The organism is Stutzerimonas stutzeri (assembly GCF_051028275.1).
GTDB classification, from domain to species: Bacteria; Pseudomonadota; Gammaproteobacteria; order Pseudomonadales; family Pseudomonadaceae; genus Stutzerimonas; species Stutzerimonas stutzeri_AS.
Genome location: NZ_CP069269.1, coordinates 3,768,228 through 3,786,038 on the forward strand (window position 1 = coordinate 3,768,228; position 17,811 = coordinate 3,786,038).

20 protein-coding genes and 1 pseudogene are annotated in these 17,811 nt (G+C 60.6%); 13 read left to right on the top strand and 8 right to left on the bottom strand.

The window, feature by feature from the left end; translation table 11 throughout:
• Positions 1-9: 9 nt before the first annotated feature.
• From argH to JQR87_RS17560, 3 genes are all read left to right on the top strand, one after another.
• Positions 10-1,404, top strand: a complete 1,395-nt coding sequence (gene argH / locus JQR87_RS17550) for an argininosuccinate lyase (protein WP_407294683.1) — start codon at positions 10-12, stop codon at positions 1,402-1,404.
• Positions 1,405-1,461: 57 nt separating this feature from the next.
• The gene (locus JQR87_RS17555) at positions 1,462-1,944 is read left to right on the top strand and encodes a GNAT family N-acetyltransferase (RefSeq protein ID WP_407294681.1); all 483 of its coding nucleotides are present in this window, start codon (positions 1,462-1,464) and stop codon (positions 1,942-1,944) included.
• Between the two features lie 69 nt (positions 1,945-2,013).
• Positions 2,014-2,541: a hypothetical protein gene (locus tag JQR87_RS17560; protein WP_407294680.1), complete on the top strand. Its 528-nt coding sequence runs from the start codon at positions 2,014-2,016 to the stop codon at positions 2,539-2,541.
• On the opposite strand, the gene JQR87_RS17565 is transcribed toward JQR87_RS17560, so the two are convergent.
• Complete coding sequence (locus JQR87_RS17565; protein ID WP_407294678.1) at positions 2,542-3,507, bottom strand: magnesium transporter CorA family protein; 966 nt, start codon at positions 3,505-3,507, stop codon at positions 2,542-2,544.
• Positions 3,508-3,571: 64 nt separating this feature from the next.
• On the opposite strand from JQR87_RS17565, the pseudogene JQR87_RS17570 reads away from it, so the two are divergent.
• The 3 genes and pseudogenes from JQR87_RS17570 to JQR87_RS17580 form a co-directional block, all read left to right on the top strand.
• Positions 3,572-3,919, top strand: a pseudogene (locus JQR87_RS17570) (hypothetical protein); the annotation flags it as partial.
• A 76-nt stretch (positions 3,920-3,995) separates the two neighbouring features.
• The gene (locus JQR87_RS17575; protein ID WP_407294677.1) at positions 3,996-4,241 is read left to right on the top strand and encodes a TIGR02647 family protein; all 246 of its coding nucleotides are present in this window, start codon (positions 3,996-3,998) and stop codon (positions 4,239-4,241) included.
• A gap of 179 nt (positions 4,242-4,420) precedes the next feature.
• On the top strand, positions 4,421-7,252 hold the full coding sequence (locus JQR87_RS17580) for a class I adenylate cyclase (protein ID WP_407294675.1): 2,832 nt from the start codon (positions 4,421-4,423) through the stop codon (positions 7,250-7,252).
• 38 nt (positions 7,253-7,290) lie between these two features.
• Here JQR87_RS17580 and rnk read toward each other — a convergent pair whose 3' ends face one another.
• Together rnk and cyaY are read right to left on the bottom strand one after the other, a co-directional pair.
• Entirely contained in the window at positions 7,291-7,695 is a 405-nt protein-coding gene (gene rnk, locus JQR87_RS17585) for a nucleoside diphosphate kinase regulator (RefSeq protein WP_407294673.1), read from the bottom strand.
• Positions 7,696-7,858: 163 nt separating this feature from the next.
• Entirely contained in the window at positions 7,859-8,191 is a 333-nt protein-coding gene (cyaY, locus tag JQR87_RS17590; protein ID WP_407294671.1) for an iron donor protein CyaY, read from the bottom strand.
• 203 nt (positions 8,192-8,394) lie between these two features.
• On the opposite strand from cyaY, the gene lptM reads away from it, so the two are divergent.
• The 6 genes from lptM (at position 8,395) to JQR87_RS17620 (ending at position 12,998) form a co-directional block, all read left to right on the top strand.
• A complete protein-coding gene (lptM, locus tag JQR87_RS17595) occupies positions 8,395-8,535 on the top strand; it encodes an LPS translocon maturation chaperone LptM (RefSeq protein ID WP_407294669.1) in 141 nt (46 codons plus the stop codon).
• Between the two features lie 11 nt (positions 8,536-8,546).
• A complete protein-coding gene (lysA, locus tag JQR87_RS17600; protein ID WP_407294667.1) occupies positions 8,547-9,794 on the top strand; it encodes a diaminopimelate decarboxylase in 1,248 nt (415 codons plus the stop codon).
• A 10-nt stretch (positions 9,795-9,804) separates the two neighbouring features.
• Positions 9,805-10,635 (top strand): diaminopimelate epimerase, encoded by an 831-nt coding sequence (gene dapF / locus JQR87_RS17605; protein ID WP_407294665.1) that lies wholly within the window; start codon positions 9,805-9,807, stop codon positions 10,633-10,635.
• The gene (locus JQR87_RS17610; protein ID WP_407294663.1) at positions 10,632-11,327 is read left to right on the top strand and encodes a DUF484 family protein; all 696 of its coding nucleotides are present in this window, start codon (positions 10,632-10,634) and stop codon (positions 11,325-11,327) included. The genes dapF and JQR87_RS17610 overlap by 4 nt, the downstream gene beginning before the upstream one ends.
• A gap of 79 nt (positions 11,328-11,406) precedes the next feature.
• Positions 11,407-12,306, top strand: a complete 900-nt coding sequence (gene xerC, locus JQR87_RS17615; RefSeq protein ID WP_407294662.1) for a tyrosine recombinase XerC — start codon at positions 11,407-11,409, stop codon at positions 12,304-12,306.
• Positions 12,303-12,998, top strand: a complete 696-nt coding sequence (locus JQR87_RS17620) for an HAD family hydrolase (RefSeq protein WP_407294661.1) — start codon at positions 12,303-12,305, stop codon at positions 12,996-12,998. Before xerC ends, JQR87_RS17620 begins: the two co-directional genes overlap by 4 nt.
• A 107-nt stretch (positions 12,999-13,105) precedes the next feature.
• Here JQR87_RS17620 and sutA read toward each other — a convergent pair whose 3' ends face one another.
• From sutA to glnK, 5 genes are all read right to left on the bottom strand, one after another.
• Positions 13,106-13,441 (bottom strand): transcriptional regulator SutA, encoded by a 336-nt coding sequence (sutA, locus tag JQR87_RS17625; protein ID WP_407294660.1) that lies wholly within the window; start codon positions 13,439-13,441, stop codon positions 13,106-13,108.
• Positions 13,442-13,515: 74 nt separating this feature from the next.
• Complete coding sequence (locus JQR87_RS17630) at positions 13,516-13,941, bottom strand: secondary thiamine-phosphate synthase enzyme YjbQ (protein ID WP_407297649.1); 426 nt, start codon at positions 13,939-13,941, stop codon at positions 13,516-13,518.
• 97 nt (positions 13,942-14,038) lie between these two features.
• On the bottom strand, positions 14,039-15,292 hold the full coding sequence (locus JQR87_RS17635; RefSeq protein ID WP_407294658.1) for an ammonium transporter: 1,254 nt from the start codon (positions 15,290-15,292) through the stop codon (positions 14,039-14,041).
• A 79-nt stretch (positions 15,293-15,371) separates the two neighbouring features.
• Entirely contained in the window at positions 15,372-16,688 is a 1,317-nt protein-coding gene (locus tag JQR87_RS17640) for an ammonium transporter (protein WP_407294656.1), read from the bottom strand.
• A gap of 121 nt (positions 16,689-16,809) precedes the next feature.
• Complete coding sequence (gene glnK / locus JQR87_RS17645) at positions 16,810-17,148, bottom strand: P-II family nitrogen regulator (protein WP_003096476.1); 339 nt, start codon at positions 17,146-17,148, stop codon at positions 16,810-16,812.
• A gap of 395 nt (positions 17,149-17,543) precedes the next feature.
• On the opposite strand from glnK, the gene JQR87_RS17650 reads away from it, so the two are divergent.
• A complete protein-coding gene (locus JQR87_RS17650; protein WP_407294652.1) occupies positions 17,544-17,807 on the top strand; it encodes an accessory factor UbiK family protein in 264 nt (87 codons plus the stop codon).
• Positions 17,808-17,811: the final 4 nt, after the last annotated feature.

Below are 17,811 nucleotides of genomic sequence, written 5' to 3' on the forward strand. Positions count from 1 at the left end.
AGCGCATTCATGAGCACCGACAAGACCAACCAGTCCTGGGGCGGCCGTTTCAGCGAGCCCGTCGACGCCTTCGTCGCCCGATTCACCGCCTCCGTCGAGTTCGACAAGCGTCTCTATCGGCACGACATCATGGGCTCGATTGCCCACGCCACCATGCTGGAAAAAGCTGGCGTGCTGAGTGCGGACGAGCGTGACCAGATCATCGCGAACCTCAAGGACATCCAGGCCGAGATCGAGGCCGGCACCTTCGACTGGCGCGTCGACTTGGAAGACGTGCACATGAACATCGAAGCCCGACTGACCGACCGCATCGGCGTCATCGGCAAGAAGCTGCACACCGGTCGCTCGCGCAACGACCAGGTCGCTACCGACATTCGCCTGTGGTTGCGTGATGAAATCGACACCATTCTTGGAGAGATCACCCGCCTGCAAGAAGGCTTGCTGAGCCTGGCAGAAGCCGAAGCGGACACCATCATGCCCGGCTTCACCCACCTGCAGACTGCACAGCCAGTGACATTCGGTCATCACCTGCTGGCCTGGTTCGAGATGCTCAGCCGCGACCATGAGCGTCTGCTCGACTGCCGCAAGCGCACCAACCGCATGCCATTGGGCTCGGCCGCGCTGGCCGGGACAACCTATCCAATTCAGCGTGAAATCACCTGTGAGCTGCTCGGCTTCGAAGCCATTTCCGGCAACTCGCTGGACGGCGTCTCGGATCGAGACTTTGCCATCGAATTCTGTGCCGCTGCCTCGGTGGCCATGATGCACCTGTCGCGCTTCTCCGAAGAACTGGTGCTCTGGACCAGCGCTCAGTTCCAGTTCATCGACCTGCCGGATCGCTTCTGCACAGGCAGTTCGATCATGCCGCAGAAGAAGAACCCGGACGTACCGGAGCTGGTACGCGGCAAGACCGGCCGCGTATTCGGCGCGCTGAGCGGTCTGCTCGTACTGATGAAAGGCCAACCACTGGCCTACAACAAGGACAACCAGGAGGACAAGGAACCACTCTTCGATGCCGCCGACACCCTACGCGACAGCCTACGCGCCTTTGCCGATATGGTCCCGGCGATCAAGCCCAAGCGCTCTATCATGCGTGAAGCCGCGCTGCGCGGATTCTCCACCGCCACGGACCTGGCCGACTACCTGGTTCGCAAAGGGCTGCCGTTCCGCGACTGTCACGAGATCGTCGGCCACGCTGTGAAGTACGGCGTGCAAACCGGCAAGGATCTGGCTGAGATGAGCCTCGACGAGCTGCGCCAGTTCAGCGATCAGATCAGCGACGATGTCTTTGCGGTGTTGACACTGGAAGGCTCGGTGAACGCCCGTGATCACATCGGGGGCACCGCGCCGTCGCAGGTGCGTGCGGCTGTTCAGCGTGGCCGTGCGTTGCTGGCCGCTCGCTAAGTCTTGTCACCCAGGGCAGGCGCGAGATGGCTCGCACCTGTCGGACCGGAGAGAGTCATGACCCTCAACATCCGCCCCGCCAGTCGCGAGGATGCCGCGCTGATCCTGCGTTTCATCACCGAACTGGCGATCTACGAACGCGCCGAGCACGAAGTCAAAACCGATGTCGTGGGCATTGAAACCAGCCTGTTCGCAGAGAACGCCACCGCAAGCGCACTCATCTGCGAGCGCGATGGTGAGCCGATCGGCTACGCGGTGTTTTTCTTCAACTTCTCCACCTGGCTCGGCCGCAACGGCCTGTACCTCGAAGATCTGTACGTCACACCCGAAGCCCGTGGCACTGGGGCGGGCAAGGCGCTGCTCAAGCACCTGGCGCAGCTGGCAGTGTCGCGCGGTTGCGGTCGTTTCGAGTGGTCGGTTTTGGACTGGAATGAACCGGCAATAAAGTTCTACGAGTCGCTGGGTGCGCGCCCGCAAGACGAGTGGACCACCTATCGCCTGACAGGTAGCGCGCTTCAGGCCTTGGCAGAGCCAACCTGAACCGGCCCAAGGGAACTCAGGCGTCTGGATGACACACAAAATTCGTTGTGACCACAACGATTGTTTCCAATGGCCGATCTCAAAACGCTGCTGCTGAACAAGGACACGCAAGGCGCAGAAGTCTTCGACTCGGCGAAGGAACGCCTGAACTTCTATCGCTCGGAGATTCACTTCGAGTCGACGCTGCTGGCCAGCCGCACCAGCGGCTACCTGTCCTCTCAGTCGTTTCTGATGATCGCCTTTGCCTCATCGATGGCTAACACCAACCCCGACTGGGGCAGCCTGTTTCGCCTGGTCGTCCCCAGCGTACTGGCATTGCTTGGGTTGCTCACCTCGGTCCATGCGATACCCGGCATCCGGGCGAGCTACAACGTCATAGAGCGCTGGCACCGCAAGCAAGCCGAGCTGCTACAGACAGAGGGCAACGTCGGCCTACTGCCCAACCATGACTCTGCGCTATTCGGCGAAGGAAACAGCCCGGCCGGTGGCGAACGCTATAAGCGCACCCTGCTGTTTTCCCTGCGTACGCCGATCATTTTTGGCAGCGTATGGACTCTGCTGGGCGTGTTTTGCCTTGTCCTGTATTTCTTCGGTTGATCAGAGCCAGTCGCGAAACTTGAACCAGGCGTATGGAATGATCGCCGAGACAATCATCATTCCGAGCGCCATGGGATAGCCAAACGGCCAGCCCAACTCTGGCATGTGCTCGAAGTTCATGCCGTACACGGTTCCTACCAACGTCGGCGGCAGAAAAAGCACCGCAGCGATGGAAAACACTTTGATGATCGCGTTCTGCTCGATGTTGATCAGCCCCAGTGTTGCATCGAGCAGAAAGGCGATGTCTCCCAATAGCCGCGCCTGATGCTCACCGAGCGAGCGGACGTCGCGCTCCATAGCCTTCAGAGAACCCTTGGCGACGCCCTGTTTGGCGTCGCCGACATGCAATCGATAAAAAGCGGTCAGGCGACTGGAGCTGAACAGGCTTTCGCCCAGCTGCGACAAAAGCGAGCGGTGCTGCCCAAGCTGCTGGATCATCTGCTGCAGGTCCGTGCGCTGCTCCTTTCGCTCATCGAAAATGCATCGCGACAAGGTTTGCAACTGGATCTGAACGCTTTCCAGCACATCAGCAATACGATCGACAACCGCATCGGCAAGACCGAGGAAGATCGCGTGGTTTGTGCTGTAAGCTGCAGGCTGGCGCGCCAGTTTGGCCTCGAATTGACGAAACGAACTCAGCTCGGTGTAGCGCACCGTTACCAGGCAATGGCGGGTCAAAACGAAGGTCACCTGAGCGTTTTCCGGGCGGCGATCGGTAATCCCCATCACCACGGTGGCAGTCATGAAAATCGCGCCGTTTTCTTCGTAGAAACGCGACGAGTCCTCGATTTCTGCGAGCTCCTCACGGGTCGGGATATCCACCCCCAGGACCCCCTCGATGAAGCGCTCTTCCTCATGAGTGGGCGTCAGCAAGTCGATCCACAGCACGCTGTCTGGAAGTGATTGCAGATCCTCGGCAACGCGCCGCACCAGCGCGCCGTTTTCTAGGCAGTGAAGTGTGATCATTACTGGGGTCGCGTTCCTAGATGGTCCATAGTAGGAATAGAGACCGACCCAAGCGAAGCGTTCACCAAGGTATCGCCTCGAACATGCGCAGCCGGTACAAACCCGTCAAGATTACCAAGAACCAACCGATGAGAGCTGCACCATGACCGCTTCAACCTCCGAAGACGACGAAATCTTCGCCGAAGAAACCCTGATCCAGGCCATCGAGAACCAGCTCGAAACCGGCGAGCCCGCTGCCGCGCAAGCGACGCTCAACAAGCTGACGTTGGTGGGTTACGAGCGCGAAGAGACATTGAAAATGATGGCGCTGGTGCTGGCTGACGAAATTCGTCAGATGCTTGAAGAGGACCGCGCATTCGACATCGAGCGTTATGAAGTCCTCCTGCGAGCCCTGCCCGACCTGCCCGAGTAGATACCGGCCAAGCAGCCTCCGTATGAGCATCTACACTTGCTGAACCGGGCGCAGGCCCACCACCCGAGGAGCGAACATGGCGTACACCCCCGAACTGGTAGCAGAGCTGGAAATTCTTCGGCTGTTCAACCTCGATAACACGCTCGAAGGCATCAAGGTTCACCATGACGCTGGAGACGCTGCGATTGCAGCAACCCAGCGTTTGCATGCCAAAGGTCTGACAACACAACCCGACGGTGGCTATCTGACCGGTCTCGGCCGGGATGCTGCCGAGCACGCCAGGATACTGCTGACGATTCTCTCGGAAACGGCTGCCGCCTGAGCCCGCCCCATCTCCGACGCATTGCGGCGTCGGGGTCCACCAGTGGTCGGTCTACCTCGGAGGGCTCGACCACGATCCGAGCCGCTCTGCTTTTTCCTCGCGGCTCCCGGTCATGTTATTTTCCGTTTTTGTCTCACTTGTTCCTCATCGGACAACCTCAACTTGCCCAAGCCGAATACATGAACCGTCAGCAGGAAATACGCCCGATCCTGGAAGAAGGCATCGACCGCAAGGTGTTGAGTGGGCTACGGGCTCGCTTCCTCAGCGTCAATGCCGGTCGACTCGAGAGAACCCGGCAGGTGATGTCGACGCGGCAACAGGGCGTACTGAAACTGCTGCCTCTCTTGTTTCACGTTAATCACCCAATACTGCCCGGCTACGTCACTGCTGCGACGCCGGCCGGACTGTCCGGTTTCGAGCCGGATGCCGAGACGCTGGCCGAGGCCCAGCGACTCAGCCGATCGTTCGCCTACAAACCTCTGCGCGGCCAGCAGCCAGCTTCGATTCTCGGGCTATTTCTCATGGGCAGCCTGGGCACCGTCGCTCAGGAAGAGCAGAGCGACCTCGATGTCTGGGTGTGCCACGACTCAAGTCTGTCTCAGCCACAGCTTGAAGAACTCCGACGCAAGTGCGACTTGCTTCAAGGATGGGCTGCAACGCAGGGCAGCGAGGCGCATTTCTTTCTCGTCGATCCCGAGCGTTTCACTCAGGGCGCACGTGATACAAAGCTGACCTCGGATGATTGCGGCACGACCCAACATTACCTGTTGCTGGACGAGTTCTACCGCACCGCGATCTGGCTGGGCGGTCGCACACCCATGTGGTGGCTGGTGCCCGATTATGAAGAGCATCGCTACGACGAATACGTGCGCATTCTGCTGGACAAACGTTTCGTACGAAGCGACGACGTCCTGGACCTCGGCCACCTGGGAAGCATTCCTCCGGGCGAATACCTTGGCGCAGGGCTCTGGCAGCTGTACAAGGCTATCGAGTCACCCTACAAATCGCTGTTCAAGTTGCTGTTGGTCGAGGCCTATGCCAGCGATCATCCTCAGGTACGCTGCCTGAGCCTCGATTTCAAACAGGCGGTGTACGCCAATCGACTGGACCTTGATGAACTGGATCCTTACATCGTCGCCTACCGCAGGATCGAGCGCTATCTGGATCGACGGGGGGAACGCGACAGGCTGGCACTGCTGCGACGGTGCCTATACCTCAAGGTCAACAAGCCGCTCAGCCGCCCTCATACAGGTCGCACCAAGAGCTGGAAGCGCCGCCTGCTCGAGCGCCTTACCTCCAACTGGGGCTGGGACGAGCGCCAGTTCGCTCAGCTGGACAGCCGCAGTCAGTGGAAGGTTAGGCGTGTCGTTGAAGAGAGACGAGCGCTGGTCAACGAGCTGACTTACGGCTATCGCTTCCTCAGCGACCTAGCCCGACGGTTACAGATTACCAGCTGTATCAACGGGCGCGACTTTGGCGTGCTCGGCCGGCGCTTACACGCGGCAATTGAACGCAAGGCCGGGAAGATCGAAGCGATCAATCTCGGCATTGTGCGTGATCTGGCGGAGCACAGCCTGACACTGGTCCAGGGGTACGATGCGGCAGGCGATCTGTTCTGGGCGCTTTACGAGGGCAACCTGACCGCAACGCAAATCAGCAATTACTCTCCTCTCAAACGCTCACGTGAGCTGATTCCGCTCCTGGGCTGGTGCCATCGCAACGGCGTAGTTGACGCGGCAACCCATGTCTCCCTGCATCCGGGCGATAGCGGCCTGACCGAGGCCGAGCTGTTTGCGCTGCTGACTGACCTGCGCCAGGCCCTCCCCATGCCACCGCAAGCCGTCTCAGACGATGCGTTGCTTAGCGTGGCGACGCCAGTGAAGGTGTTGCTGTTAATCAATGTCGGTGTCGACCCGCTCAGTCCATCGCAGCCGCTGTCGTTTGACGAGCTGACCGATTCCCTCGGGCATGGGATAGCGCGGGAAAACCTTGTACTTAGCATCGACCAGTTGACGCAGAATAGCTGGGGCGAGCTTATCGCTACGCGTTACGAGGCGCCCGCCCCGCTGGCTGAATGTCTTCGCGACTACCTTCAGGCGCTACCTGCTCACGGCGAGCGCCCAAGCCTGCAGGTTCGCTGCTTCAGTCGCAACGCCGGGCTGTCCCTTTCGCGGCGGGTCGAAACGGTGTTCCTTGACGCCCAGGCGGTGCTGGATGAGCCGGCAGAAAGCCGTTATCTGCTCCAGGTCCGGCAACATTTCCACATCCTGGATCTGGTCATTGGCAATGTCCGGCACACCGCTCTGAGCGACATGTCGGCGCTGGTTGAGCATCTGGGCGAAGCTCATCAAGCCATCCGCCCCATTCGGGTGGACCGGCACGCACTGGAAGGGACAGACCTATCGCTGATTCTCGGCCACGCCAGAGCGGATTGTCTTCAGGTGTTCTATCGCGTTCAAGGCACAGTGGCAGAGCTGACTGTACTCGACGAATTCAATGCACTGTGGCGCCAGCAGCAGCCCTATCGAGACGAACAGAGCCTGCTGACGCCCTTGCTACGCTTCCTTCAATCGGTGAGCTATCGCCGCACCACGCAACTCCCCTTCGAGGAAAGCCGGCTGGCGGCGATAGACATCCTTTTCTATCGACTGATTACGGCTGCGTCTGACCGCCCTCTGGAGGTCGAACGTAGGCCCCCTCCTCGGGATGAACCGAGCGACCCCTTCTACGACATCCAGGCAATCGTCGAACCCAACGAGCGGGGCCGCTCGCAGGTCACCTTGTATTGCAACCATCAAGAGTTTTCCAGCCTTGAATATGGCTCGGAACTCTTCGCTGCGGTGGCCCACTACATCCTCTCGCAAAGGCGCGGGGCTGAACGCTATCCTTGTTACATCACCGATCTCGATCTATCCGGGCTGCACGGCACCGGCCGCGCCCAGACCGTTCAGCATCTGCGCTACAAAGCGCATCTTGAAGCCGCGCTCAACCAGGCTCTCAAAACAATCTGACCGACCGCGTCATCCAAGAGCGCCGCGTGCGAGCGCGCTCAGCCAACGTCGCCAGCCGCTTCCGGCTGATACTCGACAGCCAGCAAGGTAAGCTTGAGCACCTTGCCACCGGGTGTCGGCCAGTCGATATGCTGGCCGACACTCAACCCCAGAAGAGCACTGCCCACCGGGGCAAGCACCGAAACGGTGCCTTCCTTGCCAGCGTCCTGTGGATAAACCAGCGTCAGGTGGTAGTCCTTGCCGCTGCCCTCTTCCCGACAATGCACCCGGGAGTTCATCGAGACCACGCCAGCAGGCAATTCGCTACGTTCGACCACCTGGGCGCGGGACAACTCTTCCTCGAGCGCCTCGGCGGCCGGACCGTAGTCAGCCAGGCCATCGAGCAACCGCTCGATTCGCTGCAGGTCGGGTTGGGTGATGATGATAGACGGTGCACTGGTCATGGGTCCGGGTTAGCTCCTGCAAATAGAAGTTGGGCGATAGAAAAGCAAAACCCCGCCAGAATGCGGGGTTTTTAACGTGTAGGAAGACCCTAACACAGCTCATCGATTTAGCAAGCCACGGGGGCTTCGCATCCGCCGGGGCCCACAGACCCGCTCGGCGGGCTCAAAGGTCTTCGAAATCCAGCGATTCGCCGCTTTGCTCCAGCGCGACTCGCGACAGCAGCTCGCCCAGGCGCTCGTCATTGGCATCGCAGATCCACAGCGAACTGGCTTCGTCATAGTCAAAGTGGAAACCACCCGAGCGCGCCGCGACCCATAGCTGACGCAATGGAGGCTGGCGGCTGAAGATCAATTGAGTGCCGTTCTCAAAACGTACGGTCAGCACCCCTCCGGAATTTTCCAGATCGACATCGAGACCGCTGTGATCGAACACGTCCTCGATTTCTTCCTGCACAGCGTCAACCAGATCGTGATAGCGCGCTTCGCTCAGACTCATGAATCAGCTTCCTCGGTACGGTGTTTCAGCGGCATCTGGCCGCTCGACAATGCCGCCGAGCTTAACAGGCGACCGACACGTCTAGCGAGCGGCCAACCGACGGAACTCACCCCACACCCAATGCCAGCTGGCGCTGCCACATAGGCAATCCGACAGGTGCTGGGTATACTCCGGCCCATCGATTTTTCTAGGATTGCCCCCCAATGAAGCGTCTGCTGCTTCCATTCATTACCCTTGCGGTGCTCGCTTGCGCGCTCTCCGGCTGTGGTCAGAAAGGCCCGTTATACCTACCGGATGACGAGGCAACTGCCAAAGAACGCTCCAAAGACCGATTCGAACTGTAAGGAGGCATTCCATGGAGGCCTTCTCGTACCGCGACGGTCAGCTCTTCGCGGAGGGTGTGGCGTTGCCCGCTCTCGCGCAACGCTTCGGCACCCCCACCTACGTCTACTCTCGGGCTCATATCGAGGCGCAGTACCGCGCCTATGCCGACGCGCTGCAAGGTATGCCGCACCTGGTCTGTTTTGCAGTCAAGGCGAACTCGAACCTTGGCGTGCTCAACGTACTGGCCCGCCTCGGCGCCGGCTTCGACATCGTTTCGCGTGGCGAATTGGAGCGCGTGCTCGCGGCCGGTGGTCAGCCGGATCGCATCGTATTTTCCGGTGTAGGCAAGACGCGTGACGACATGCGCCGCGCGCTTGAGGTCGGCGTGCACTGCTTCAACGTCGAATCCATCGACGAGCTCGATCGCCTGCAGCAGGTTGCAGCCGAGCTTGGCGCAGTGGCGCCGGTATCACTGCGGGTCAATCCGGACGTTGATGCCGGGACCCATCCGTACATTTCCACGGGGCTTAAGGAAAACAAGTTCGGCATAGCCATCGCCGACGCCGAAGAGGTCTATGCCCGTGCCCACGAGCTGACCAACCTGGAAGTCGTTGGCGTCGATTGTCACATCGGCTCGCAGCTCACGACGTTACCGCCGTTTCTTGATGCGCTCGACCGGCTTCTGGGCTTGATCGATCGCCTTGCCGTACGCGGCATTCGCATTCGCCATCTGGATCTGGGCGGCGGCCTGGGGGTGCGCTATCGCGAAGAACAGCCGCCGCAGGCCGGTGACTACATCCAGGCCGTTCGCAAGCGCATCGACGGTCGCGACCTGGCCCTGGTGTTCGAGCCAGGTCGGTCGATCGTTGCGAATGCGGGCCTGTTGCTGACCCGTGTGGAATACCTCAAGCACACCGAACACAAGGACTTCGCCATCGTCGACGCGGCGATGAACGACCTGATTCGCCCGGCTCTATACCAGGCCTGGATGGATGTCGTGCCGGTGCAGCCACGCGATGGCGAGGCGCGCCACTACGACATCGTCGGCCCGATCTGCGAAACCGGAGACTTCCTTGCGAAGGAGCGGCCGCTGGTGCTGGCTGAAGGTGATCTGCTGGCGGTCCGTTCGGCCGGTGCCTATGGTTTCGTCATGAGTTCCAACTACAACACCCGAGGCCGCGCAGCCGAAGTGCTGGTGGATGGTGACGAAGCCTACGAAGTGCGCCGCCGCGAAAGCGTGCAGGAGCTATACGCCGGCGAAAGCCTGCTGCCTGCCTGAGGCCACGACAATGCTTTTGCGTTTTACCAAGATGCACGGCCTGGGCAACGATTTCATGGTCATCGACCTGGTCAGCCAGCACGCGCATATCCAGCCCAAGCACGCCAAGCAATGGGGTGACCGTCATACGGGTATCGGCTTCGACCAGCTCTTGCTGGTCGAACCGCCGCAGAACCCCGACGTCGATTTTCGCTATCGCATCTTTAATTCCGACGGTTCGGAAGTGGAGCAATGCGGTAACGGCGCGCGTTGCTTTGCCCGCTTCGTGCTGGACAAGCGCTTGACCATGAAGCGTCAGATCCGGGTCGAGACAAAAGGTGGCATCATCGAGCTGATCGTGCGGCCCGACGGGCATATCACTGTCGACATGGGCCCGCCTCGGCTGACCCCGGCGGAGATTCCTTTCCAGGCCGAGCGCGAAGCGCTTAGTTATCCGCTGCAGGTCGACGGCCAGCAGTTGGATATCGCCGCCCTATCCATGGGCAACCCTCATGCGGTGTTGCGCGTTGACGAGATCGAGAGCGCTCCGGTGCACAGCCTCGGGCCAAAGATCGAGCATCACTTGCGCTTTCCGCAGCGCGTCAACGCCGGTTTCCTTCAGGTGATCGACCGCCAACACGCCAAGCTGCGTGTGTGGGAGCGCGGCGCAGGCGAAACCCAGGCTTGCGGCACCGGTGCGTGCGCCGCAGCAGTCGCCGCCATCCGCCAGGGCTGGATGGATTCGCCCGTGCAGCTCGACTTGCCCGGCGGCCGTTTGTCCATTGAATGGGCAGGTGCGGGTCAGCCCGTTATGATGACCGGCCCCGCCGTTCGCGTATTCGAAGGACAGGTTCGCCTATGACCGAGCAAAACCAGGACAAGCCACAGCTGCCGGACGCGGAAGCCGTCGTAGCCTATCTGCGGGCCCATCCGGAGTTCTTTGTCGATCACGACGAGCTGATTCCCGAGCTGCGTATCCCGCATCAGCCCGGAACTGCCGTCTCGCTGGTCGAGCGGCAGGTCAAGCTGCTGCGCGAGCGCAACATCGAAATGCGCCATCGCCTTTCACAGCTGATGGACGTCGCGCGCGACAACGATCGGCTGTTCGACAAGACGCGGCGTCTGGTGCTGGACCTGTTGGATGCCAACAGCCTGGAGGAAGTCATCGGCGCAGTGGACGAAAGCCTGCGGCACGAATTCCAGGTGCCGTTCGTAAGTCTGATCCTGTTCAGCGAAACACCCTTGCCGGTCGGCCGTAGCGTCACCAGCGCTGAAGCCCAACAAGCCGTTGGCGGCTTGCTCGGCAGCGGCAAGACAGTCTGTGGCGTGCTTCGTCCTCACGAACTCGCTTTTCTCTTCGGAGAGGAAGAAAGTCACAGTATCGGATCGGCGGCAGTGGTCGCATTGAACCAGCAGCAGGGCATCCTCGCGATTGGCAGCAAGGACCCGCAGCACTACAAGAGCTCACTGGGCACGTTGTTCCTTGGCTACATTGCCGAAGTGCTGACGCGGGTGCTGCCGTCCTACTCCACACCGCTGCGCTCGGTTCGCTGAGACACAAGCCACCCGACACGGGCCAAACCTGAGTGCCAGGCGCTGCCGTTGGCTAGCCGGCACTCGCGAGACGCCGCTCATGCAAACCGATCTGGACCTTTACTTCGAGCACCTGCGCAGTGAGCGACAGGTGTCGCCGCATACCCTCGATGGCTATCGTCGCGACTTGGCCAAGGTCGTCAGCTTCTGCAACAAGCAGCAGCTGACCGATTGGAGGCAGCTGAAAAGCGTGCACGTCCGCCAGCTTATTGCCGAGCAGCACCGCCTGGGCCAATCTGGACGCAGCCTCGCTCGGCTTCTGTCGTCGGTACGGGGAATGTATCGCTATCTCAATCAGGAAGGCCGCTGCGCCCACGATCCGGCTGCCGGCATTTCGGCACCCAAGGGCGAACGGCGCCTGCCGAGACTGCTCGACACCGACCGAGCCATGCAGCTTCTCGATGGCGGCGTTGAGGACGACTTCATTGGCCATCGCGATCAGGCGATGCTGGAGCTGTTCTATTCCTCGGGGTTGCGCCTGGCCGAACTGGTCGGGCTAGATCTCGACCAGCTCGATCTGCCTGCCGGATTGGTGCAGGTTCAGGGCAAGGGCAACAAGGCGCGAGTGCTGCCGGTTGGCCGCAAAGCGCGTGAAGCCCTCGAAGCCTGGCTGCCGCTGCGTGCGCTGAGCAATCCTCCGGATGGCGCCGTGTTCGTCAGCCAGAAGGGACGTCGACTGAGTCCGCGTGCGGTGCAGCTACGGGTTCGGCAGGCAGGCGTGCGTGAGCTGGGGCAGCACTTGCACCCGCATATGCTCAGGCACAGCTTCGCTAGTCACATACTGGAATCCTCCCAGGACTTGCGCTCCGTGCAGGAGCTGCTCGGCCATGCCGACATCGCCACCACACAGATTTATACGCACCTGGACTTCCAGCATCTGGCTAAGGTCTATGACTTGGCGCACCCCCGAGCCAAAAGAAAGCAAGGCAGTGATTCATGAGCATTCGATTGATCACCTTCGACCTCGATGACACCCTGTGGGACGTCGGCCCGGTCATTCACAGCGCAGAAAACTGCCTGCGGGACTGGCTGGCACAGCATGCACCCCGCCTCGGCGAGTTTCCGGTAGAGTCCCTCGCCGCGATCCGCCGCATGCTGGTCGAATCCGAACCAGCCCTGAAGCACCGCATCAGCGAGCTACGTCGACGCATCCTGTTCCACGCCTTGCATGACGCCGGCTACCCCGAGGGCGAGGCTCGACACCTTGCCAGTCAGGCATTCGAAGTTTTTCTCGAAGCGCGGCACGCCATCGATCTGTTTCCTGACGTACACCCGACACTGGAGCATCTGGCCAATCACTACAAGCTCGGCGTCCTGACCAACGGAAACGCAGATGTGCGGCGGCTGGGGTTGGCTGACTATTTCCAGTTCACGCTATGCGCAGAAGACCTGGGCATCGGCAAGCCGGACCCTAGGCCATTCCGGGAAGCGCTTGGGCGAGCGGGCGTAGCCGCCGAACACGCCGTTCACGTCGGGGACCACCCAGACGACGATATTGGCGGGGCGCAGCGTGCCGGCGTACGTGCGATCTGGTTCAATCCGGGCGGCAAAGCGTGGCAGCATGAAGGTGGGCCTGATGCCGAGATTCGCAGCCTGGCAGAGCTACCCGCTTTGCTGGCTCGGTGGCGTTGACCGCTGACGCCCCTGCAGACACGACAAAGCCCAACACGACCGTGTTGGGCTTTGCTGCGGTCACGCCGTGAAAAAAGACGCTTCGTCTGATCTCGACCGCTTCGGGTCTAGATAGGACGGCTCCCGTATTTGCTGTCAGGCTTCTTGGGCGGATCCGCGACGACGTTGGGTTCGACCTCCTGCACGCGTCCCCCGCGTGCCAGGAACTCTTCCATCGCGCGCGCCAGCTCGTCCCGCTCCTTCTGCTTGGCTTCAAGGCTCGGCAGCTCTTCTACCACAACCGCCTTAGCTTTCTTTTTGCTGGTCGGTGTCGCACGGTCGCTGTCGGTGCTCTCGTCGTCGGCGCTGTTATCCGCTTCACCGTCATCGGCAGCCGCCAGCTCCTCTCCGTCATCCTCGTCGTTTGTGTCCAGATCGTCTTGTTCTAATTCTTCGTCGCTCATGTTCAACCTCGTACCTTGCCAAAGCGGAAGTTATAGCCCAGCGATGTGCTTTGTTCGCCATCGCCAAAAAAAATTCAACTTGCCATTCCGTGCAACGTGGCCAGTACCTGCCTGGCGCCACCTTGGTCCCGGTGCTCACCGAGATAGACGCCCTGCCAGGTTCCCAGTGCCAAGCATCCCTCGCTAACGGGCAAACTCACCTGACAACCCAGCAGACTCGCCTTGAAATGGGCCGGAAGATCGTCCGGCCCCTCGTAATCGTGTTCGTATCCAGCTTGGCCCTGCGGTACCAGACGGTTGAAAAACCGTTCGAAATCGCGCCGGACTGCGCCGTCAGCATTCTCATTGATCGTCAATGAAGCCGACGTATGCCGCAGCCACAGGTGTAACAGACCGGTCTCGCATTGTTGCAGTTCCGGCAGGTGTGCAAGCAGCTCGTCGGTTATCAGATGGAAGCCTCGCGGCCTCGGGCGCAGCGTGATGAGTGTCTGTCGCCACATTCTCATAGACCCCTTCGGCTCCTGAACGCGCGCATTCTAGCGCGGCGCCAGAAAAAACAAAGGGCGCCCTGAGGCGCCCTTGGCAACAGCAGACGAATCAACGCTTGTTGGTGAACTCCGGGTAGGCTTCGAGGCCGCACTCGACAACGTCGACGCCCTCGTACTCTTCCTCTTCGCTCACCCGCAGGCCGATCACTGCCTTGAGAACTCCCCAGACGACCAGACTGGCGATGAACACCCAGGCAAAGATCGATGCCAGGCCCAGCAGCTGAGCACCAAAGGACGCGTCAGCGTTTGTCAGCGGCACCGCCAGCAGACCCCAGGCACCGACCACACCGTGCACGGAAATGGCGCCGACCGGGTCATCAAGCTTGAGCTTGTCCAGACCAAGGATGCTGAACACGACCAGTACGCCACCCACACCACCGATCAGTACGGACTGCAACGCGCTGGGGGTCAGCGGCTCGGCGGTGATGGCGACCAGGCCAGCCAGTGCACCGTTGAGGACCATGGTCAGATCCGACTTACCGAACAGCAGGCGGGCGGTAATCAATGCCGCGACCAGGCCACCTGCCGCCGCCATGTTGGTGTTGGTGAAGACCTGAGCGACGGCGTTGGCGTCTTCGATAGTGCTCATCTTCAGCTGCGAACCACCGTTGAAGCCGAACCAGCCCATCCACAGGATGAATGCGCCCAGAGTCGCCAGGGGCAGGTTGGCGCCGGGAATCGCATTTATCTGCCCGTTCGGACCGTATTTGCCCTTACGTGGGCCCAGCAGCAGCACACCCGCAAGGGCAGCGGATGCGCCGGCCATGTGCACCAGACCTGAGCCGGCGAAATCCAGGAAACCGGCCGCGTCGAGGAAACCGCCGCCCCACTTCCAGAATCCCTGTACCGGGTAGATCACACCCGTCATCACCACCGCGAAGGCGATGAAGGCCCACAGTTTCATGCGCTCGGCGACTGCACCGGAAACCACCGACATGCAGGTAGCGGCGAATACCACCTGGAAGAAAAAGTCGGCACGGGTCGAGTAATAAGGGGCGTCTTCGCCACCAGCGGCTACCACGTCGACCGCGTTCTCGTCACCGATCAGGAAGCCCAGGCTCGGCAGGATGCCGCCGTCCGGGCTGGAGTACATGATGTAGTAGCCGATCAGCAGGTACATGATCGACGCCACCGCATAGAGCACGATGTTTTTGGTCAGGATTTCGGCAGTGTTCTTCGCCCGAACCAGACCGGCTTCGAGCATGGAGAAACCGGCCGCCATCCACATCACCAGCGCACCGCAGATGAGGAAGTAGAAGGTATCGAGTCCGTACTGGACGGGTATCAGTGCTGTGCTATCCATTTTTTGTCACCTTTTTCCGTCGCGCCAAGGCGCAGTTCGGGTAAGGCGCCCGGGTTGGCTCCGGGCGCACTCCGTGTGCTTACAGGTTGTAGCCGCGCTCGTTGTGCAGGCTGAGATCCAGGCCGATGGTTTCTTCTTCTTCGCTGACGCGCAGGCCCATCACCATGTCGATCACCTTGAGAATCACGAAGGTGACGATGGCGGTGTACACGACCGTGAAGATCACACCCTTGAGCTGGATCCAGAGTTGCAGCGCGATGTTTTCCACTTCGCCGAAGCCGCCAAGCGCTGGCGCTGCGAACACACCCGTGAGCAGCGCGCCGACAATGCCGCCAACGCCGTGGACCCCAAAGGCGTCCAGGGAGTCGTCGTAGCCGAGCTTGCGCTTCAGACTGGTGGCACAGAAGAAGCAGATGACGCCCGAGGCCAGCCCGATCATCAGCGCGCCCATCGGGCCGACGGTGCCGGCAGCCGGGGTGATGGCTACCAAGCCGGCAACAACACCGGAGGCGATGCCCAGGGCACTGGGTTTACCGTGGGTCATCCACTCGGCGAACATCCAGCTCAGCGCGGCAGCCGCCGTGGCGATCTGGGTGACCAGCATCGCCATGCCAGCGGTGCCATTGGCCGCGAGCGAAGAACCGGCGTTGAAACCAAACCAGCCGATCCACAGCATCGCTGCGCCGACAAGCGTCAGGCCGAGGTTATGCGGTGCCATCGGAGTAGTCGGGAATCCTTTGCGCTTGCCGAGCACGATGCACGCCACCAACCCGGCAATACCCGCGTTGATGTGCACCACGGTGCCGCCAGCAAAATCGAGCACGCCCCAGTCCCACATCAGGCCGCCGTCACCGCCCCATACCATGTGAGCAATAGGCGCGTAGACCAGCGTGAACCAGACACCCATGAATATCAGCATCGCCGAGAACTTCATGCGCTCGGCGAAGGCACCGACGATCAGCGCCGGGGTGATGATGGCGAAGGTCATCTGGAAGGTGATGAAGACGCTCTCAGGCACGGTGCCGGTGAGGCTATCGGGCGTCAGGCCGCTGAGAAAGACACGACCCAGCCCGCCGACGAAGGAGTTGAGGTTGGTGACGCCTGCTTCCATGCCGGCTGTGTCGAAGGCCAGGCTGTAGCCGTAGACCATCCACAGTATGCTCATCAGGCCGGTAATAGCGAAGCACTGCATCATGACCGACAGGATATTCTTGGAACGAACCATGCCGCCGTAGAACAGCGCCAGGCCCGGAATCGTCATGAACAGCACCAGCGCAGTTGCGGTGATCATCCATGCTGTATCGCCGGAATCAAGCGTTGCCTCCTGCGCCACGGCGATACCGGGGCTTATCAGAGACAAAAGGGCTCCTAGCCCTGCGAATTTTCGCAGAGTCATGATTTTACTCCTGGGGCGTGGGGTTCGTAGGCCTGCTAGGCAGGCAATCGCAAATGCTCGGTGGCGCGTGGCGACGGATAGGGCTTACAACCCGTCCACATGCTCGCTACGCGCCAGGCCGTCAGATTGCGTCGGTATCGGTTTCGCCTGTGCGGATACGAATGGCCTGTTCCAGATTCACGACGAATATCTTGCCGTCGCCAATCTTGCCGGTGTTGGCCGCCTTGGTGATGGCCTCGATTACGCGATCGAGCTGATCGTCGGCGATTGCCACGTCGATTTTTACCTTCGGCAAAAAATCGACCACGTACTCAGCACCGCGATACAGCTCAGTGTGGCCCTTCTGGCGACCGAAGCCCTTGACCTCGGTAACCGTGATGCCCTGGACGCCAATCTCGGACAGCGACTCGCGAACGTCGTCCAGCTTGAACGGCTTGATGATGGCAGTGACTAGTTTCATGAAAACTTCTCCCGTTTAGGTGGACTTGCCCCAGAAGTACGAACCCGGTTCAAGTCTAAGCGCAGTGTCTGGCTCTTGTAACGCGCCGGCTTTGCCGAGCGACCTCCGACACCATCAACCAATCCGACGACACGTCCCGAATCGCCTATGCACCGTTACCCGCTGATGCATGCGTCATTTTGACCTAAGCAGAATCAATGCCAGTTTTGTGCGAGGCCCGGCGCAGCGCGCTTCTCGATACGCCCCGCAAGAACGCCTCAGAGACGACGGTAAAAACCACGCACCACATCGGTGCGTGGCGCCCTATCGCAATGCCCGTAAACGTGCACAGCGGTGCAAATGACGGCCTGAATTCGCGTGCTACACTGCCCTTCGCTCAGAAACAGGTGATGCTCATGTTCCCACCCAAATCTTTTCTTGATGCCATCGGCTCACAGGCCTCGCGCCTGTTCAGTGGTGAAAACCCTTTACCCCGCAGTGAAATCGAGGCCCAGCTCAAAGGCATCGTGCAGGGCGCGTTAAGCAAACTCGACGTCGTTAGCCGCGATGAATTCGATAGCCAGATGGTCGTTCTGGCGCGCACGCGTGCAAGGCTGGAAGCCCTGGAAGCGAAGGTCGCAGAACTGGAAGAAAAACTCGCCCCACCCGCGTCTGAATAGACCG

Excerpts from the sequence above, each read along its gene's own strand:
- glnK (WP_003096476.1), bottom strand. The coding sequence starts at position 17,148 with ATGAAACTAGTCACTGCCATCATCAAGCCGTTCAAGCTGGACGACGTT.
- JQR87_RS17580 (WP_407294675.1), top strand. The coding sequence starts at position 4,421 with ATGAACCGTCAGCAGGAAATACGCCCGATCCTGGAAGAAGGCATCGAC.
- JQR87_RS17630 (WP_407297649.1), bottom strand. The coding sequence starts at position 13,941 with ATGTGGCGACAGACACTCATCACGCTGCGCCCGAGGCCGCGAGGCTTC.
- JQR87_RS17555 (WP_407294681.1), top strand. The coding sequence starts at position 1,462 with ATGACCCTCAACATCCGCCCCGCCAGTCGCGAGGATGCCGCGCTGATC.
- JQR87_RS17635 (WP_407294658.1), bottom strand. The coding sequence starts at position 15,292 with ATGGATAGCACAGCACTGATACCCGTCCAGTACGGACTCGATACCTTC.
- JQR87_RS17560 (WP_407294680.1), top strand. The coding sequence starts at position 2,014 with ATGGCCGATCTCAAAACGCTGCTGCTGAACAAGGACACGCAAGGCGCA.
- dapF (WP_407294665.1), top strand. The coding sequence starts at position 9,805 with ATGCTTTTGCGTTTTACCAAGATGCACGGCCTGGGCAACGATTTCATG.
- sutA (WP_407294660.1), bottom strand. The coding sequence starts at position 13,441 with ATGAGCGACGAAGAATTAGAACAAGACGATCTGGACACAAACGACGAG.
- JQR87_RS17575 (WP_407294677.1), top strand. The coding sequence starts at position 3,996 with ATGGCGTACACCCCCGAACTGGTAGCAGAGCTGGAAATTCTTCGGCTG.
- cyaY (WP_407294671.1), bottom strand. The coding sequence starts at position 8,191 with ATGAGTCTGAGCGAAGCGCGCTATCACGATCTGGTTGACGCTGTGCAG.
- lysA (WP_407294667.1), top strand. The coding sequence starts at position 8,547 with ATGGAGGCCTTCTCGTACCGCGACGGTCAGCTCTTCGCGGAGGGTGTG.
- xerC (WP_407294662.1), top strand. The coding sequence starts at position 11,407 with ATGCAAACCGATCTGGACCTTTACTTCGAGCACCTGCGCAGTGAGCGA.
- JQR87_RS17610 (WP_407294663.1), top strand. The coding sequence starts at position 10,632 with ATGACCGAGCAAAACCAGGACAAGCCACAGCTGCCGGACGCGGAAGCC.
- lptM (WP_407294669.1), top strand. The coding sequence starts at position 8,395 with ATGAAGCGTCTGCTGCTTCCATTCATTACCCTTGCGGTGCTCGCTTGC.
- argH (WP_407294683.1), top strand. The coding sequence starts at position 10 with ATGAGCACCGACAAGACCAACCAGTCCTGGGGCGGCCGTTTCAGCGAG.
- JQR87_RS17640 (WP_407294656.1), bottom strand. The coding sequence starts at position 16,688 with ATGACTCTGCGAAAATTCGCAGGGCTAGGAGCCCTTTTGTCTCTGATA.
- JQR87_RS17620 (WP_407294661.1), top strand. The coding sequence starts at position 12,303 with ATGAGCATTCGATTGATCACCTTCGACCTCGATGACACCCTGTGGGAC.
- rnk (WP_407294673.1), bottom strand. The coding sequence starts at position 7,695 with ATGACCAGTGCACCGTCTATCATCATCACCCAACCCGACCTGCAGCGA.
- JQR87_RS17565 (WP_407294678.1), bottom strand. The coding sequence starts at position 3,507 with ATGATCACACTTCACTGCCTAGAAAACGGCGCGCTGGTGCGGCGCGTT.
- JQR87_RS17650 (WP_407294652.1), top strand. The coding sequence starts at position 17,544 with ATGTTCCCACCCAAATCTTTTCTTGATGCCATCGGCTCACAGGCCTCG.